Origin of the sequence: Pseudolabrys taiwanensis, assembly GCF_003367395.1 — a bacterium.
GTDB lineage: Bacteria > Pseudomonadota > Alphaproteobacteria > Rhizobiales > Xanthobacteraceae > Pseudolabrys > Pseudolabrys taiwanensis.
This window is the reverse complement of record NZ_CP031417.1, coordinates 2,063,739-2,080,629: the sequence shown is the minus strand read 5'-3', so window position 1 is coordinate 2,080,629 and position 16,891 is coordinate 2,063,739. Positions and strand designations below refer to the sequence as shown.

Below are 16,891 nucleotides of genomic sequence, written 5' to 3'. Positions count from 1 at the left end.
TGAAGCAGAGGAGAAAGGTATGTCGGTCAACAATATGTCTGGAACGCCCATGGCCTCGCTTCGTGCGCCGGCGCCATGGGTTTGTGCAACGCTCGGCATCGTGATGATCGCCGCCGGCATTCTGGTGCTCGGCGATGTGGTCGTCGCGACGCTGTTCAGTGTGTTCTTCATCGGCGTCATGGCGATCATCGCCGGCGGCTTCGAGATCATCCACGCCTTCTGGACCAAGGGCTGGGGCGGCTTTGCCTGGCAGATCATCCTCGGCGTGCTGTATCTGGCATTCGGCCTCATGCTGGTGTCGCAGCCGGTGTCTAGCGCTTTGACGCTGACCTACATCTTCGGTCTGCTGCTGCTCGCCTCGGGCGCGCTCCGCATCGGGTTGTCCTTCACGAAGGCGGGCGGCCCCGATTGGATCATGCTGCTGTCCGGCGTGTTCGGCGCGCTTGCCGGCCTCGTCATCCTCAGCGGTTGGCCGGCTTCCGGCCTCTGGCTGCTCGGCGCGCTGCTTGGCGTCGACCTCATCATCCATGGGGTGGCCTGGCTGATCTTCGCCGTTCGGCCGGCGATGCAGACCGCCTGAATGGCGCTGCCGGCGACGGCAGCAGCGCTTCATTTTCGGACATCGCCGCGGCATCGGGCCGCCACGGATAGATATTGTTAAGCACGCGCGGCCAGTCACGCCGGTAGAGGTAGACTTGTACTTGTAACTGCGCTGTCATGCGGTGGTGCTAGGGCGACGGTTCGTTGGGTAGGGTGCCGTGCCGCGTTACTTTTTTCATTTCACCGACGGGCATCGTGTATTCGGTGATACGCAGGGTCAGGACCTGCCCGGGCTGCATGCCGCGCGTGCGCATGCCACGCGGCAGGTGCGCGATCTCAAAGCGGCAATGTGCGATCCTTACATTCAGGATCTCTCCGGCTGGAGCATGACCGTGAAGGATGCCGTGGGCCGGACGGTCTTCGTCATCGGCTTCGATCTGAAGCCGCGCGCGGACGTCGCGCTGCCGCATGCGGCGTCCGGCCAATCCGGCCGCTGATCGAGGCGACCGGGAGGGGACTTGGCACTCGCCCCGCGGCCGTCGGTGCGGTATAAGGCGGCCCATGCCAAAGTCCCTTGTCGTTTTCCTCTGCCTCGTTCTCACCGGCCTTTCGCTCGGCGCCTGCTCGAAATGCGATCCGTTCCCGTGGGAGAGCGGTCCGCAGTCGTGCCATTCCGGCAAGGTCAACTGACGACCGGCCCGGGCACCGCCGCGCCGGTGGCCGCCGAGAAAAAAACCTAAAAAAGAATCCTAATAGGATTGACAGCGTAACGCTGCTCAGGTATGTTTTCCGCATGCTCCCGAACTGGGCCCGAAGCTGCGGGCCGGTCAGGCGGCGCATCCCAACAGTTCAAACAGTTCAAGATGACGCGGTTCCGGCGCGGAACGGCAGTCCATCGCTCGCGTTGGTGTCGAGAGACCGCAACGGCGAGGAATGGACGTCATCATGCCCGAAGTCCGAGGCAACCGCATCGTTGAGAACAAGACCGAAGCGCGCCAGGGCGTCACCGGGCACAATGTCCGTTATGTACTGGTGGCCGGCACGCTCGGCGTGATCGTGCTGTTCGCGATCGTCTATATGGCGTTCTTCTCGGGCGGGTGACCGGCCGGGCGGAGCGTCGCCGTCGTTGTCGTTTATGAGTGCGGGCGTTCACGCTGCGCACGGGGCCTCCGACCATGTTCACACAACTGAAAGCCCTGCTCCGGTCGCCGGAGCGGAAAGCCTCGCGCGTGGGGCGTATCATCGCGCTTGATGGCGGCGGCAGGGTGCGGTGGACGCCGCGCGACTATGCCGCGCTCGCGCGCGAAGGCTACACGAAGAATGCCATCGTCTATCGCGCGGTGCGCCTCGTCGCCGAGAGCGTGGGTGGCCTCAGCTTCATGCTCCAAGACGGCGCGCGCGAACTGACCGTTCATCCGCTTCTCGATCTCATCGCCCGGCCCAACCCGCGCCAGGACGGCGCGGCGTTTCTCGAAAACGTCGCCTCGCATCTCCTGCTCGCCGGCAATGCCTATGTCGAGGCGGTGACGTTGCCGGCGCAGGACGCGCAAGAGGCGCCACACGTGCGTGAGCTGCACGCGTTGCGGCCCGATCGCATGAAGGTCGTGCCGGGGTCGGACGGCTGGCCGCAAGGTTATGAATACACCGTCGGCGGCGCCACGGTGCGCTTCGCGCAGGAGGCGCCGCTGCCGCCGATCCTGCAGCTGTCGCTGTTCAATCCGGTCGACGACTACTACGGCTTCTCGCCGATGGAAGCGGCAGCGGTGGCGGTCGACATGCACAACGCGGCCGCCCGGTGGAACAAGGCTCTGCTCGACAACGCGGCGCGGCCGTCGGGCGCGCTGGTCTATGCCGCCGGCGAGAACGACGTGCTCGCCGACCATCAGTTCGAACGGCTCAAGCGCGAGCTCGACACGCAGTATCAGGGCGCCGCCAATGCCGGCCGGCCGCTGATCCTGGAAGGCGGGCTCGATTGGAAGCCGATGTCGCTGACGCCGCACGACATGGACTTCATGGAAGCGCGGCACGCGGCGGCGCGCGAGATCGCGCTGGCGTTCGGCGTGCCGCCCATGCTGCTCGCGATGGCCTTGGGCTATGCCGACGCGGACGCGGCCATCAATCGATGGCGGTCGCCGCGCGCGCCTGTGGATGAATTCGCGTCGTTCGACGGCTTCGAGGCCTAGATGCTGTGGCGACAGCCGGGCGTCGAACTAGATATGAGCCTGTCGCCTGGGGACCGGGATAACCTCGGCTGCGGCGCTTGAAGAATCAAAACCGCGCGGCCCATATCGGCCCCCCTTGAGCCGGCGGCGCATTCAGGCTGGCTCGTCAGTGCTGAGGTGCTTGCTTTGTTACCGTCCATTCAGGCTCGCATTGCCACGGAACTCGGGGTCAAGGAAGCGCAAGTCGCGGCCGCGACCGAACTGCTCGACGGCGGTGCCACGGTGCCGTTCATCGCGCGCTATCGTAAGGAAGTCACCGGCTCGCTCGACGACGCGCAACTGCGCACGCTCGAAGAGCGGCTGCGTTATCTGCGCGAGTTGGAAGAGCGGCGCAAAGTCATCCTCGATTCCGTGCGCGAGCAGGGCAAGCTCGACGACAAGCTGGAAGCGGCGATCATGGCCGCCGACAGCAAAGGCCGCCTCGAAGATATCTATCTCCCTTACAAGCCGAAGCGCCGCACCAAGGCCGAGATCGCCAAGGAAGCGGGCCTCGAGCCGCTCGCCGATCTGTTGCTGACGGAGCCGCAGCACGATCCGGCGGCGAGCGCCGCGCCTTACGTGTCCGCCGAGAAGAATGTCGCCGACGTCGCGGCGGCGCTGGACGGCGCGCGCGCCATCCTCGTCGAGCGCTTTGCCGAGAACGCCGACCTCATCGGTGCGCTGCGCGAGGAGCTGTGGGCCAATGGCCGGCTCAAGTCGACGGTGCGCGAGGGCAAGAACGAAGCGGGCGCCAAGTTCAGCGACTACTTCGATTTCGCGGAAGCGTTCACCAAGCTGCCGTCGCACCGCGTGCTGGCGCTGTTCCGCGGCGAGCGCGAGGAAGTGCTGAGCATCACCGTCGAGCCGGACGATCCGGCGACGCGCAACGTTGTCAGCGCCTATGAGCTGCGCATCATGCGCAGCTACGGCATTTCGGATCAGGGCCGGCCGGGCGACAAATGGCTGGCCGAGACCGTGCGCTGGGCCTGGCGCACCAAGATCTTCGTGACCTTGTCGATCGATCTGCGGCTGCGGCTGTGGGGCGCGGCCGAAGAAGAAGCCGTGCGCGTCTTCGCCTCCAACCTGCGCGACCTGTTGCTGGCGGCGCCCGCCGGGGCGCGGCCGACGCTCGGCCTCGATCCCGGCTTCCGCACCGGCGTGAAAGTCGCCGTGGTCGACGCGACCGGCAAGGTCGTGGACACGACCGCGATCTATCCGCATGAGCCGCAACGGCGCTGGGATGAATCGCTGGCGATCCTGACGAACCTCGTGCGCAAGCATAAGGTGGAGCTGATCGCCATCGGCAACGGTACGGCCTCGCGCGAGACCGACAAGCTCGCCACCGAGCTCGTCAAGGGCCTCGCCGATCTCAAGCTGCACAAGATCGTCGTGTCGGAGGCGGGCGCGTCGGTCTATTCGGCGTCGGCTTATGCGTCGGAAGAACTGCCCGAACTCGACGTCACCTTGCGCGGCGCCGTGTCGATCGCGCGCCGCCTGCAGGATCCGCTCGCGGAATTGGTGAAGATCGATCCGAAGTCGATCGGCGTCGGGCAGTATCAGCACGATCTCAGCGAGTTCAAACTGTCGCGTTCGCTCGGCGCCGTGGTTGAAGACTGCGTGAACGGCGTTGGCGTGGATTTGAACACGGCGTCGGTGCCGCTGTTGTCGCGCGTGTCGGGCATCGGCCAGGGCCTCGCGCACAGCATCGTGTCTTATCGCAACGAGCACGGGCCGTTCCGCTCGCGCAAGGCGCTCAAGGACGTGCCGCGGCTCGGACCGAAGGCGTTCGAGCAATGCGCCGGCTTTCTGCGCATCACCGGTGGCGAGGATCCGCTCGACGCCTCGGCCGTGCACCCCGAATCTTATCCGCTGGTGCGCCGCATCCTCGAAGCCACCAAGAGCGACATCCATACGATGATCGGCAACGCCACCGCGCTGCGCGCGCTGTCGCCGAAGTCCTTCGTCGACGACAAATACGGATTGCCCACCGTCACGGACATCCTGCGCGAACTGGAGAAGCCGGGCCGCGACCCGCGCCCGGCCTTCAAGACGGCAGAGTTCAAGGAAGGGGTCGAGACGCTCAACGACCTCAAGCAGGGCATGGTCCTCGAGGGCGTGGTCACCAACGTCGCGGCCTTCGGCGCCTTCGTCGATATCGGCGTGCACCAGGACGGGCTCGTGCACGTTTCGGCGATGTCGAAGACCTTCGTGAAAGATCCCCGCGAGGTGGTGAAGCCGGGCGATATCGTGCGCGTGAAGGTGCTCGACGTCGACAAGCCGCGCAAGCGGATCAGCCTGACGTTGAGGCTCGACGACGAGGTCGGCAGCCAGGCCGCGCGCACGTCTGGCGCCAGCCGCGACGCGGTGCCAAAGCAACGCAGCTTCGGCGGGCAGGGTCAAAAGGCTGCCGCGCAGGGAGGGGCCCTGGCCGATGCGCTGCGGCGGGCGGGCCTCGGCACGCGGTAGCGACGTGTGTGGGGCGGGCGCGGGCGCGGTAATGTGACAGCGATTGGGCGATTCAACGCCGCTCGTTCAGACGACGTTCACCGGGGGCCGCCTATATCCCGCCACATGGTGGCCCTCCGCGCGCTCATGATTGCCGTTTGCCTGCTCGGCGCGACGCCGACGATGGCGGCCGAATCGTCGGCCTTCCGCGGCGCTTGCCTGACGAAAGCCGAACAGCGCGCCGCGGTCGCCGCGCACCGCGCGGTTCCCCTGGCCGAGGTGATCAAAGGGTTGCGCGCGAAAGGGCATCGCGGCGAGGTGGTGCGCGTCCGGCTCTGCCGGCGGGGCGAGGGGCTCGACTACGTGCTGACTCTCCTGGCCCGCAATGGCAAAGTGATCAGCCTGACCGTTGACGCGGCCAATGGCGAGCTTATGAACGGTCGTTGACCGGAGAAGACTGCTTTGCGCCTCCTCGTTGTCGAGGACGATCCAGACCTCAATCGCCAGCTCACGACCGCGCTCACCGAAGCCGGTTACGTGGTCGACCGTGCCTTCGATGGCGAGGAAGGCCACTATCTCGGCGAATCGGAACCCTACGACGCGGTGATTCTCGACATCGGGCTGCCGAAAATGGACGGCATCTCCGTGCTCGAGGCGTGGCGGCGGGCCGGCCGGGCGATGCCTGTGCTGATGCTGACCGCGCGCGACCGCTGGAGCGACAAGGTGCAGGGCTTCGACGCCGGCGCCGACGACTATGTGGCCAAGCCGTTCCATCTCGAGGAGGTGCTGGCGCGCGTGCGGGCGCTGCTGCGCCGCTCCGCCGGCCATGCCAAGAGCGAGTTCACGTGCGGTCCCGTGCGTCTCGACAGCCGCACCGGCCGCGTCTCGGTGGACGGCAATCCGGTGAAGCTCACCAGCCACGAATACCGGCTGCTGGCCTATCTGATGCATCACGCCGGCCGCGTCGTCTCGCGCACCGAATTGGTCGAGCACCTCTACGATCAGGATTTCGACCGCGATTCGAACACCATCGAGGTGTTCGTCGGCCGCATCCGCAAGAAGCTCGGCGTCGATATCATCCAGACGATGCGTGGGCTCGGCTACATGCTCGCGCCGCCCGGCGGTTGACGCATCGTCATGCGCGCCAACTCGCTCGCGCTACGCCTGTTTCTTTCGGCCTCGGCCTGGGCCGTCGTCATTCTCGCCATCACCGGCGTCATCCTGTCGTCGCTCTATCGCGACGGCGTCGAGCGCGCCTTCGATCGCAGGCTCGGCGTCTACCTGCGCACGCTGGTGGCCGATCTCGCTTCGCCCGAAGACACGAGCGGCAAGTTTCCGCAGTCGCTGGGCGAGCCGCTGTTCGAACTGCCGCTGTCGGGCTGGTACTGGCAGGTGACGCGGCTCGATCCCGGCAAGACCGATGTGCGCGCGTCGCGCTCGCTGTGGGACGGCGGCTTGCCGCATTTGCAGGATCTCGGCGTCACGCCGGGACCGGATGGCTCGCGCCAAGGCTATGTGTCGGGTCCGGAAGATCAGCGGCTGCGGCTCGTCGAGCGCAACATCGATCTCGGCGACGAGGGACACTATCTCGTTGCCGTTGCCGGCGACGCCGCCGAGATCGCCGACGAAACGCGGTCGTTCGATCAGGCGTTGATCGTGACGTTCACCTTGCTCGCGGTGGTGTTGTTGCTGACGACGATGTTCCAGGTGCGGTTCGGCCTCGCGCCGCTCAAGCGCATCACCACCGGCCTTGCCGCCATCCGCGCCGGCACCGCCGAACGCCTCGCCGGCACATTCCCCGAGGAAATCGCGCCGCTCGCGCGCGAGACCAACGCGTTGATCGAAGCCAACAAGGAAATCGTCGAGCGCGCGCGCACGCATGTCGGCAATCTGGCGCATGCCTTGAAGACGCCGCTGTCGGTGATGGTCAACGAGGCGAATGCGCGGCCCGGCGATCCTCTGGCGCAGAAAGTGCGCGAGCAGGCCGACATCATGCGCGACCAGGTAACGCGCCATCTCGAGCGTGCGCGGCTTGCCGCGCGCCTGACGGTGGTGGGCTCTGTGACCGACGTCGAGCCGGTCGTGACCGCGCTCGCCCGCACGATGGAGAAGATCTACCGCGACAAGAACCTGGCGATCGACGTGCGCGCCGATGCCGAGGCTCGCTTCCGCGGCGAACGCCACGACCTCGAAGAGATGGTCGGCAACCTCGTCGACAATGCCTGCAAGTGGGCGTCGTCGCGTGTGTCGATCGAAGTCGTGCGCGACGAGCCCGATCCGGCCAGCGAAGAGCGCCGCATCCGTGTCATCGTCGACGATGACGGCCGCGGCCTGTCGCCGTCGGAACGCGAGCAGGTGGCCAAGCGCGGCCGCCGTCTCGACGAGACCAAGCCCGGCTCCGGTCTCGGCCTGTCGATCGTGGTCGAACTCGCCGCGCTCTATCGTGGCGCGCTCAATCTCGGCAGCGCGCCGCTCGGCGGTCTGCGCGCGGAACTGGTGCTGCCGGCGGCGGGCTAGAGTCCGCGCATGCGCATCCAAAGGAAGACGGCGACGCTCGAGAAGAGGATGAGTCCCAGCGCGAAGGGATAGCCGTACGTCCAGTTCAGCTCCGGCATGCCCTTGAAGTTCATGCCGTAGATGCCGGCGATCACCATCGGCGGGGTCAGAACGGTTGCCACCAGCGTCAACACGTTCATCACCTTGTTCTGCAACAGCCCGATATAGCCGACGACGGCATCGAGCAGAAAGCCGGCGGTGGTCGAAAGATCGCTTTCCGCCTCGGCGATCGATTTGAGGTCGCGTTCGAAGGTGTCGAGGTTGGCGCTCAGCTTCTTGTCGAGCTCCTGCTCGCGCAGGAACGCGATCATGCGGCGGAAGCTGAGCACGCTGCGCCTGAGCTTCACCAGAATCTCGCGGCTTGGCCCAAGCGCGGTCAAAATGCTTTCGAGCTGGCGGTTGCGCAGACGCGGCGAAGCCTGCAACAGCCGTCGCCGCTTGGTCGTCAGGTGATGCTGGAAGACCAGCGTATTGATGCGATCGAGATCGTGGCCGACCTTGTCGAGGATGTTGTCGGTGTGATCGACGATCATGTCGAGAAGCATTGCGAAGATGTCGTCGCGCCCGGCGCGGTTGGACAGGGCGCCTTCGCATTCCTTGACCATGTCGGCGGCGCCCGGCGCGCCGCTCTCCGAGATCGTGATCAGGACATTCTTGGTGCGAACGAAAGTGATCTTGACGAGGTGCGGTTCGCCGTCCGGCGTCACCGACAGCAGGAGCCCGGTCAGCGTGACCTGCTGCTCGGTGACGCTGAAATGGCTGGAGACCTGGAATGGTTCGTAGTCGTTGACCGGTGAGGTCTCGATCCCGAGCGCGTGCTCGACCAGCGACTTCTCCTCTTCCGAGGCGTGGCGCAAATCGACCCAGGCGGCCTCGCGCAGAGCCGCGGCATCGACGACGCCATCGACTTCACGCAATGAGCCGTCGTTCACCGTATATGCCTTCAGCAAGTCGCTCATCCCTGAACTGTTGCGGCGGTCAACGCCAAAGCCGGGGATGGGGTTGCGGCGAGCCGCCGTTTTGCCTCAATCCTCCCTTCAAGCTAGACTTCAACAAAAGGAATTCCATCCTCTAAGGGGGCTCTCGATGCCGGTTCGTCTGTCCGCCACGCGGATCGCTGTTGCCTTGGGTTTGGCGGCTACGCTCACCGCTTGCGCCGGCAGCCCGGACGGAACAGGCCCGGGGCCGCGCGAGAACACCGGCACGCTGCTCGGCGCCGGCTCCGGCGCGCTGCTGGGCGCGGCCGTGGCGGGCGGCGGCACGGGCGACCGGCTGGCGGGCGCCGCCATCGGCGGTCTGCTGGGCGGCTTGATCGGCAACCGCATCGGCGCCTCGCTCGACGACGCCGACCGGCAGCGCGCTTATGCCGCGCAGATGGATGCGCTCGAGCGCAGCCCGTCGGGCACGGCGGTGTCGTGGCGCAATCCCGACTCCGGCCGCTACGGCACGGTGGTGCCGGGACCGGCCTATCAGCAATCCGGCCGCAACTGCCGGTCTTACACGCATACCATCTACATCGACGGCCGGCCGGAAACGGCGCGCGGCACGGCCTGCCGCAATCCGGACGGTTCCTGGACGCCGCTCGGCTGAGCGCATCGCCTTTCGACATCCTTAAAACGTTCTTAACGTCGCTGCGCTATCCAGGTCCCAGTTCATAACATCGGGACCTGGATGGGAATGGCGGGCGTCATGACGACCGTCGAACGGCTGCGGCGATTCCTGCGTGAGCTCACGCCACAGGCGCGCGCGCTTCTCATCAACGAGTTCGAGCGCAGCATGCTGCGCGGCGACGAAGTGATCGGCGCCGATCTCGTGCTCCAGGAATTACGCGCGATCGTGCGCGAGCAGCGCGAAGGCGCGCCGCGCATTTCCAACGCCGCGCGCTTGTTCTTCAAGCCGCTCGAGCCTTTCCTCGTCGACGATCGTCCCGATCACACGCATCCCGGACGCGTCGCGCGCGCCTCGCTCGAACTGCTGTGGACCTGGGTCGGCCGCGACCTGATGCCCGCGGCGATGCCGGCCTTTATCGAAGAGGTCAACAAGGCGTTGCTGGCGGACGACGATGCGCGGGCCGAGCAGTTGGCGCGCGCTTTCCAGGATCGCGCGGTCGCCGCGATCGACATCGCCTTCGCCGCCGCCGACGAGACCAAGACGCGCCGCCGGCTGAAAGCGCAGATCGGCACGCCGCGCGCGGAGGAAGACGCAACCGCGTTGAAATGCGTGCTGAAGGCGCGCGATGCACTGGCCGCGATGGCGGCCAACCTGCCGCTGCGCATCGGCAATCTCTCCGACGATCAGCTCAACGAATGCCGCAGCTGGACCGAGGCCGCGGCGGCGCGTCGCGACGGTTCGTTCCTTTATGCCTTGCTGCTCGTGCGGGCGCGTCTCACCGCGCCCTGGCAGTTAATCCGCTTCGGCGTCAGAGCGGCGGGCAGCGACACGGCCGCGCGTGTGGCGGAAACGCCCTACGGCATCACCGTGAATATCGTGCTCGCCGAACTTGATCGCATGGTCGGCGAATTGCGCAACGATCTGCGCAGCGGGCAGGGCGTCGCGGTGGGCGCGTCCTTGAAGGCGATCCACGACGCCGCGCGCGGTCTGCGCACGGAATTGGACCTGCCGGTCGACAGCACCTGGGGCCGCGCGCTCGCCGCGCAGCGCGCGCAGATTTCGGAATTGTTGCGCGCGGAGATCGAGTCGGTGCCGGGCCGCGTCCGCCGTCTCCTGCGCCCGCGGCCGTCGTCCGAAATCCGCGCGCAGTCGGCGGTCGATGCCGAGGAGGTGACCGAGGTCGAGGCGCTCGTCTCTTTCGTCGGCGACTGCCGCTATTTCGCCGGCGAACTCGCGATCAACGAGATGACGCAGCGGGCCTTCGGCGACCTGCAGTACTTCCTCGACACCAACACCCGTGCGCTGCTCGACGGGCTGCGGCACGCCGGCGCCGCCGACCTCGGTTTCCGCCAGTCGCAGGTCGATGCCGCGGTGCGGCTCTGTGCCAAGGTGTTCGGCAAGGACTATGCGGCCCTCCTGAGCAAGGCGGCCGAAGTCGCCGCGACAGCGGACCGCAAGACCGCCCGCGCCTGAGCCGGTCTGATCCGCTCAGGTGGCATTTGATCTTGCGCATTGCCGCCATCATTCGTCGTGATGTATGCCCCTGACGCGCCACGCCCCCCGGTGGCGGCGGCAGACCGATCGAAAGGCTCCATGACCCTCTGGCTGGCGTTTGCGCTGATGACGGCGGCGGCGATATTCGCCGTGCTGTGGCCGCTCTCCCGCCGCGTCGAGGCGCGGGGCGGCAGCGATCTGGCGGTTTATCGCGATCAACTCGACGAGATCGCCCGCGACCGGGCCGCCGGCCTGATCGGCGAGCGCGAAGCCGAGGCTGCCAAGGTCGAGGTGTCGCGGCGGCTGATTGCCGCAGCCGATGCGGCCGACATGGAACCGGCCGTGACCGGAACGGCGCCGCTCTGGCGGCGGCGTGCCACGGCCGTCGCGGCGCTCGTGCTCCTGCCGCTGGGGGCCGCGGCGTTTTATCTGTCTCTCGGGTCGCCGCAGATTCCGGGCGCGCCGCTCGCCGAGCGCATGGCGCAACAGGCGAACCAGAGCCGCTCCATCGCCAGCATGGTGTCGCAGGTCGAAGCGCATCTCGAGCGCAATCCGAACGACGCGCGCGGCTACGAGGTGCTGGCCCCAGTCTATATGCGGCTCGGCCGCTTTGCCGATGCGGTGACTGCGCGGCGCAAGGTGATCGCGCTGGCGGGTGACAGCGCGCAGCGCCAATCCGATCTCGGCGAAGCGCTGGCCGCGGCCTCGAACGGCATTGTGACGGAAGAGGCCAAGGCCGCGTTCGACCAAGCGCTGAAGCTGGACAGCAACGATTTGAAGGCGCGGTTCTTTCTCGGCATCGCCGCCGAGCAGGATGGCGACAAAACGAAGGCGGCGTCGATCTGGCGCGGCATGCTCGACGGCGCGCCGGCCGATGCGCCTTGGACGGCGATGGTGCGCGAGGCACTCGCGCGCGTGGGCGGCTCGGCGCCGGCAACCGCGCCCGGTCCGAGCACCGCCGACATCAATGCGGCCGCGGGCATGAACGAGCAGGATCGCGGCGAGATGGTGCGTGGCATGGTCGCGCGCCTTGCCGATCGCCTGAAGCAGAACGGCGACGATATCGACGGGTGGCAGCGGCTGATGCGCGCTTACATCGTGCTCGGTGAACGCGACAAGGCGCAGGCCGCGGCGGGCGACGCCAAGCGCGCCTTTGCCAGCGATCCGGAGAAGCTCAAGCGCATCGAGGATACGATCAAGGAAATGGGACTCGAAGGGTGAACGGGACCGCACCATGACGCGCAAGCAAAGGCGGTTGGTTCTGATCGGTGGGAGCGTCGGCGTGTTGGCGCTCGCGCTCGCGCTCGTCCTGTTCTCGCTGAGCGACTCCATCGTGTTCTTCAACTCGCCGACCGACATCGCCGAGAAGCATCCCTCGCCCGGAACCCGCATGCGCATCGGTGGGTTGGTGAAGCCGGGAAGCCTCGAACGCGGAAGCGACCTGCGCATCCGCTTTGCGGTGACGGACGGCAATCACGACGTTACCGTGCGCTATCAGGGCATCGTGCCCGACCTGTTCCGCGAAGGGCAGGGCGTGGTGGCGGAAGGCAAGCTCGAGCCGGATGGCACGATTGTCGCCGACACGGTGCTCGCCAAGCACGACGAGCGCTATATGCCGCGCGAGGTGGTCGACGCATTGAAGAAAAGCGGCCGCTGGAACGAAGGCGAGGGCCACATGCCGGCGAGTACGACGCAATGATCCCCGAACTCGGCCATTACGCACTGGTGCTGGCGCTGGCGCTGGCGGTGGTGCAAGCCTTCGTGCCGCTGATCGGCGCGCTCTATCGCGATGCGACGCTGATGCGGCTGGCGACGTCGACCGCACTGGCGCAGTTCGTGTTCGTTGCCGTCTCGTTCGGCGCGCTGACCGCCTGTTACGTCACGTCGGACTTCTCGGTGGCGAACGTCTTCGAGAACTCACACTCGATGATGCCGCTCGTCTACAAATTCACGAGCGTGTGGGGCAACCACGAAGGCTCGATGCTGCTGTGGGTGCTGATCCTGTCGCTGTTCGGCGCCGGCGTTGCGGCGTTCGGCGGCAATCTGCCGGTGCGCTTGAAGGCGCTGGTGCTGGCGGTGCAGTCCTGGATTGCCACGTCGTTCTATCTCTTCATCCTGCTCACCTCGAACCCGTTCCTGCGTTTGCCGCAGGCGCCGTTCGAGGGCCGCGATCTCAATCCGATCCTGCAGGACCCCGGCCTCGCCATCCATCCGCCGCTGCTCTATCTCGGCTATGTCGGCTTCTCGATCGCCTTTTCGTTCGCCATCGCGGCGCTGATCGAAGGCCGCATCGACGCCGCCTGGGCGCGCTGGGTGCGGCCGTGGACGCTTGCCGCGTGGATGGCGCTTACCGTCGGCATCGCCATGGGGTCGTACTGGGCCTATTACGAACTCGGCTGGGGCGGCTACTGGTTCTGGGATCCGGTGGAGAACGCATCGCTGATGCCCTGGCTCGCCGGCACCGCGCTGCTGCACTCCGCGGTGGTGATGGAAAAGCGCAACGCGCTGAAGATCTGGACGCTGCTGCTCGCCATCCTCGCCTTCTCGCTGTCGCTGATCGGCACCTTCCTGGTGCGTTCGGGCGTGCTCACGTCGGTGCACACCTTTGCCAACGATCCCTCGCGCGGCGTGTTCATCCTCGCCATTCTCGTTTTCTTCATCGGCGGCGGGCTGACCTTGTTTGCCTGGCGCGCGCCGCTGCTCAAGCAAGGCGGCCTGTTTGCGCCGATTTCGCGCGAAGGCGCGCTGGTCTTCAACAATCTCTTCCTGACCACGGCGTGCCTCACCGTCTTCGTCGGCACGCTTTATCCGCTCGCGCTCGAGGCGCTCACCGGTGAGAAAATCTCGGTTGGCGCGCCGTTCTTCAACCTGACCTTCGCGCCGCTGTTCGTGCCGTTGCTCATCGCCATGCCGTTCGGGCCGTTGCTCGCCTGGAAGCGTGGCGACGTCTACGGCGCGGCGCAGCGGCTGGTGGCCGCCTTCGGCGTGGCGCTGGTCGGCCTTGCCGCTACCTTCGTCGCGCATGGCGCGCACGGCGTGCTGGCGCCGTTCGGCATCGGCCTGGCGTTCTTCGTCATGGTCGGGGCCTTGGTCGATCTTGCCGAACGCACGGGCCTGTTCCGGCTGCCGCTCGCGACCGTCAAAGCCCGCGCGGCCGGTCTGCCGCGCTCGGCCTGGGGCACGGCGGTCGCGCATTTCGGTGTCGGCGTGACGGTGCTCGGCATCGTTTGCGTGACGTCTTGGGCGAGCGAGCGCATCGTCTCGCTCAAGCCGTCGCAGCACGTGTCGCTCGCCGGTTACGACGTGACCTTCGACGGCGTCGGGCAGCGCAACGGGCCGAACTTCCGCGAGATGGTCGCGCATTTCACGGTGCGCCGCGGCGGCGTCGTGATCGGCGCGATGGATCCGGCCAAGCGTACGTTCGCCACGCGCGCGATGAGCACGACCGAGGCGGCGCTGATGACGCGCGGCGTAAGCCAGCTTTATCTGTCGCTCGGCGACACCAACGAGGACGGCTCGGTCGCAGTCCGGCTTTATCACAAGCCGTTGGTGCTGCTGATCTGGCTCGGTGCCGTCGTGATGATGCTGGGCGGCGCGCTGTCGTTGTCGGACCGGCGCTTGCGCATCGGCGCGCCGAAGCCGGCGGCGAAGTCCGCGCTGCAGCCGGCGGAGTAGGGACATGCGGCGCCTGGCCACCATCGCTCTCGCGCTTGCGCTTGTCGTGCCGGCGGCGGCTTTCGCCGTGCAGCCGGACGAGATCCTGAAAGATCCGGCGCTCGAGGCGCGCGCGCGCGACCTGTCGCGCGAATTGCGCTGCATGGTTTGCCAGAACCAATCGATCGACGACTCCGATGCGCCGCTCGCGCGCGACTTGCGCCTGCTCGTGCGTCAGCGGCTGCAGGCCGGCGACAGCGATCAACAGGTGCTGGACTTCCTGGTCGCGCGGTACGGCGAGTTCGTGCTGCTGAAGCCGCGACTCGAGTGGCACACGCTGCTGCTGTGGGGACTGACGCCGGCGGCGCTGCTGGCCGGGGGATTCGCGCTGGTGCTGATGGCGCGCCGCCGCCGTGCGGTACCATTGCAAGCAACGCCATTGACCGCCGACGAAGAAAAGCGGCTTGCGACTTTGGTTGACCCGGCCGCGCCCGAGCGCTGATTGCGTAGGGTTTTCGCGGGTTTTTGCGCGTCCGTCGGGCCTATCTTACCAAACTTTAATGCCCCCGACAGGACGCTGTAAGGCATGAAGCTCCATCTTCGGATTCGAACAGAGCGCATCCCGCTCACGAACATCCGGAGATGGAGTTTTCGACATGCAGCCCAGCGACACTTCTGCACCTCAGAAGCGGCGCGCGTTTTCCGCCCGCAAGGCCATTCTTCTCGCCACCACCATCGCCGGGCTCGGCGCGGCGGCATTCGTGGCAACCCCCAACTTCGACCTGTCGATCGGTTACCCCGCTGCGCATGCGCAGAACCTGACCGAGCAGGCGCGTAAGACGCAGGCGCCGGTCGGCTTTGCCGACATCGTCGAGAAGGTCAAACCGGCGGTGATGTCCGTCCGCGTCAAGATCGACGGCGGCGACCAGACCACCGGGATGAACAGCAACGAAATTCCGCCCGGCGTGCGCGAGTTCTTCCGCCGCTTCGGTATGCCGGACATGCCGGAAGGCATGCCGCGCGGTCGCGGTGGCCGCCACCAGACCATCACCGGTCAGGGCTCGGGTTTCTTCATCTCGGCTGACGGTTACGCCGTGACCAACAACCACGTCGTCGACAAGGCCGAGAACGTCGAGGTCACCACCGACGACGGCAAGACCCACAAGGCCAAGGTCATCGGCACCGATCCGCGCACCGACCTCGCGCTGATCAAGGTCGAGGGTGGCCCGTTCCCCTATGTGAAGCTCGCTGACGGCACGCCGCGCATCGGCGACTGGGTGCTGGCGGTCGGCAATCCCTTCGGCCTCGGCGGCACCGTGACCGCCGGTATCGTCTCGGCGCGTGGCCGTGACATCGGCGCCGGCGCTTACGATGACTTCATTCAGATCGACGCGCCCGTGAACAAGGGCAACTCCGGCGGTCCGACCTTCGACACCGAAGGCAATGTCATCGGCGTGAACACCGCGATCTTCTCCCCCTCCGGCGGTTCTGTCGGCATCGCCTTCGCGATCCCGGCGAGCACCGTGAAGACCGTGGTCGAGCAACTCAAAGACCATGGCTCCGTGACGCGCGGTTGGATCGGCGTGCAGATCCAGCCGGTGACGCAGGACATCGCCGACAGCCTCGGCCTGAAGAAGCCTGAAGGCGCGCTCGTCGCCGAGCCGCAGAAGGACAGCCCGGCGCAGAAGGCGGGCATCGAAGCCGGTGACGTAATCACCGCCGTCAATGGCCAGCCGGTCAAGGACGCGCGCGATCTCGCCAAGAAGATCGGCTCGCTGTCGCCGAAGACGAACGTGCAGCTCTCCGTCCTGCACAAGGGATCGGAGAAGACCGTCAGCCTGACGCTCGGCGAGTTGCCGAACCAGCGCGAGGCCAAGGCCAACACCGACGACGAGGGCCAGGCCGAAATGGGCAAGCTCGGCCTCACGCTGGCCCCGGCCAGCGGCGTGGCCGGCGCGGGCAGCCAGGGCGTGGTGGTCACCGGCGTCGACTCCTCGGGCGTGGCCGCCGACCGCGGCTTCTCGACCGGCGACGTCATTCTCGAAGTGGCCGGCAAGTCGGTCGCTTCGCCTGGCGACGTGCGCAAGGTGATTGCCGACGTCCGCGCCAGCGGCAAGCGCAGCGTGCTGATGCGTGTGAAGTCCGGCGACAACACCCGCTTCGTCGCGCTGCCGGTCGGCCAGGGCTGATCAAGAGCTTTGGGGACGTCCCACCGGCATCCGTCGCCCCCGCCGGTGATCGCCCTCAACGGGACGGGCTTCGGCCCGTCCCGGCAAATTCGGGAAGTGTAGGCCCTCGGGCCGGCGTTTTCCGACCGAACTCCAACCCCGGCATCCGTCGCCCCCGTCGGGGTGGGGTCGTTGAGGGGGTGGCGGGCCCGCCCGCCACCC

17 protein-coding genes are annotated in these 16,891 nt (G+C 66.9%); 16 read left to right on the top strand and 1 reads right to left on the bottom strand.

Features of this window, described 5'->3' with window-relative positions:
- Window positions 1-49: 49 nt before the first annotated feature.
- The 9 genes from DW352_RS09960 (at window position 50) to DW352_RS09930 (ending at window position 7,703) form a co-directional block, all read left to right on the top strand.
- Window positions 50-580, top strand: coding sequence for an HdeD family acid-resistance protein (locus tag DW352_RS09960; RefSeq protein ID WP_245434391.1), 531 nt, complete (start codon window positions 50-52; stop codon window positions 578-580).
- Window positions 581-758: 178 nt separating this feature from the next.
- Entirely contained in the window at window positions 759-1,037 is a 279-nt protein-coding gene (locus tag DW352_RS09955) for a DUF6894 family protein (RefSeq protein WP_115690802.1), read from the top strand.
- A 64-nt stretch (window positions 1,038-1,101) separates the two neighbouring features.
- Window positions 1,102-1,230 (top strand): hypothetical protein, encoded by a 129-nt coding sequence (locus DW352_RS27480; protein ID WP_281011446.1) that lies wholly within the window; start codon window positions 1,102-1,104, stop codon window positions 1,228-1,230.
- 255 nt (window positions 1,231-1,485) lie between these two features.
- On the top strand, window positions 1,486-1,641 hold the full coding sequence (locus tag DW352_RS27055; RefSeq protein ID WP_170153520.1) for a hypothetical protein: 156 nt from the start codon (window positions 1,486-1,488) through the stop codon (window positions 1,639-1,641).
- Window positions 1,642-1,715: 74 nt separating this feature from the next.
- On the top strand, window positions 1,716-2,723 hold the full coding sequence (locus DW352_RS09950) for a phage portal protein (protein ID WP_115690800.1): 1,008 nt from the start codon (window positions 1,716-1,718) through the stop codon (window positions 2,721-2,723).
- A 165-nt stretch (window positions 2,724-2,888) separates the two neighbouring features.
- Window positions 2,889-5,207 (top strand): Tex family protein, encoded by a 2,319-nt coding sequence (locus DW352_RS09945; RefSeq protein ID WP_115690798.1) that lies wholly within the window; start codon window positions 2,889-2,891, stop codon window positions 5,205-5,207.
- 105 nt (window positions 5,208-5,312) lie between these two features.
- Complete coding sequence (locus DW352_RS09940) at window positions 5,313-5,633, top strand: PepSY domain-containing protein (protein ID WP_115690796.1); 321 nt, start codon at window positions 5,313-5,315, stop codon at window positions 5,631-5,633.
- Between the two features lie 15 nt (window positions 5,634-5,648).
- Entirely contained in the window at window positions 5,649-6,314 is a 666-nt protein-coding gene (locus DW352_RS09935; RefSeq protein WP_115690794.1) for a response regulator transcription factor, read from the top strand.
- Between the two features lie 9 nt (window positions 6,315-6,323).
- Window positions 6,324-7,703, top strand: a complete 1,380-nt coding sequence (locus DW352_RS09930) for a sensor histidine kinase (RefSeq protein ID WP_115690792.1) — start codon at window positions 6,324-6,326, stop codon at window positions 7,701-7,703.
- On the opposite strand, the gene DW352_RS09925 is transcribed toward DW352_RS09930, so the two are convergent.
- Window positions 7,700-8,701: a CorA family divalent cation transporter gene (locus DW352_RS09925; RefSeq protein WP_115690790.1), complete on the bottom strand. Its 1,002-nt coding sequence runs from the start codon at window positions 8,699-8,701 to the stop codon at window positions 7,700-7,702. The genes DW352_RS09930 and DW352_RS09925 overlap by 4 nt on opposite strands.
- A gap of 127 nt (window positions 8,702-8,828) precedes the next feature.
- On the opposite strand from DW352_RS09925, the gene DW352_RS09920 reads away from it, so the two are divergent.
- From DW352_RS09920 to DW352_RS09890, 7 genes are all read left to right on the top strand, one after another.
- A complete protein-coding gene (locus DW352_RS09920; RefSeq protein WP_115690788.1) occupies window positions 8,829-9,332 on the top strand; it encodes an RT0821/Lpp0805 family surface protein in 504 nt (167 codons plus the stop codon).
- Between the two features lie 99 nt (window positions 9,333-9,431).
- Window positions 9,432-10,826, top strand: coding sequence for a hypothetical protein (locus tag DW352_RS09915; protein WP_162826889.1), 1,395 nt, complete (start codon window positions 9,432-9,434; stop codon window positions 10,824-10,826).
- 120 nt (window positions 10,827-10,946) lie between these two features.
- Complete coding sequence (gene ccmI, locus DW352_RS09910) at window positions 10,947-12,068, top strand: c-type cytochrome biogenesis protein CcmI (RefSeq protein ID WP_115690784.1); 1,122 nt, start codon at window positions 10,947-10,949, stop codon at window positions 12,066-12,068.
- A 13-nt stretch (window positions 12,069-12,081) separates the two neighbouring features.
- The gene (ccmE, locus tag DW352_RS09905; protein ID WP_115690782.1) at window positions 12,082-12,546 is read left to right on the top strand and encodes a cytochrome c maturation protein CcmE; all 465 of its coding nucleotides are present in this window, start codon (window positions 12,082-12,084) and stop codon (window positions 12,544-12,546) included.
- The gene (locus DW352_RS09900) at window positions 12,543-14,522 is read left to right on the top strand and encodes a heme lyase CcmF/NrfE family subunit (RefSeq protein WP_115690780.1); all 1,980 of its coding nucleotides are present in this window, start codon (window positions 12,543-12,545) and stop codon (window positions 14,520-14,522) included. Before ccmE ends, DW352_RS09900 begins: the two co-directional genes overlap by 4 nt.
- A 4-nt stretch (window positions 14,523-14,526) precedes the next feature.
- Window positions 14,527-15,003 (top strand): cytochrome c-type biogenesis protein, encoded by a 477-nt coding sequence (locus tag DW352_RS09895; protein WP_115690778.1) that lies wholly within the window; start codon window positions 14,527-14,529, stop codon window positions 15,001-15,003.
- Between the two features lie 154 nt (window positions 15,004-15,157).
- Window positions 15,158-16,690, top strand: a complete 1,533-nt coding sequence (locus tag DW352_RS09890; protein ID WP_115690776.1) for a Do family serine endopeptidase — start codon at window positions 15,158-15,160, stop codon at window positions 16,688-16,690.
- Window positions 16,691-16,891: the final 201 nt, after the last annotated feature.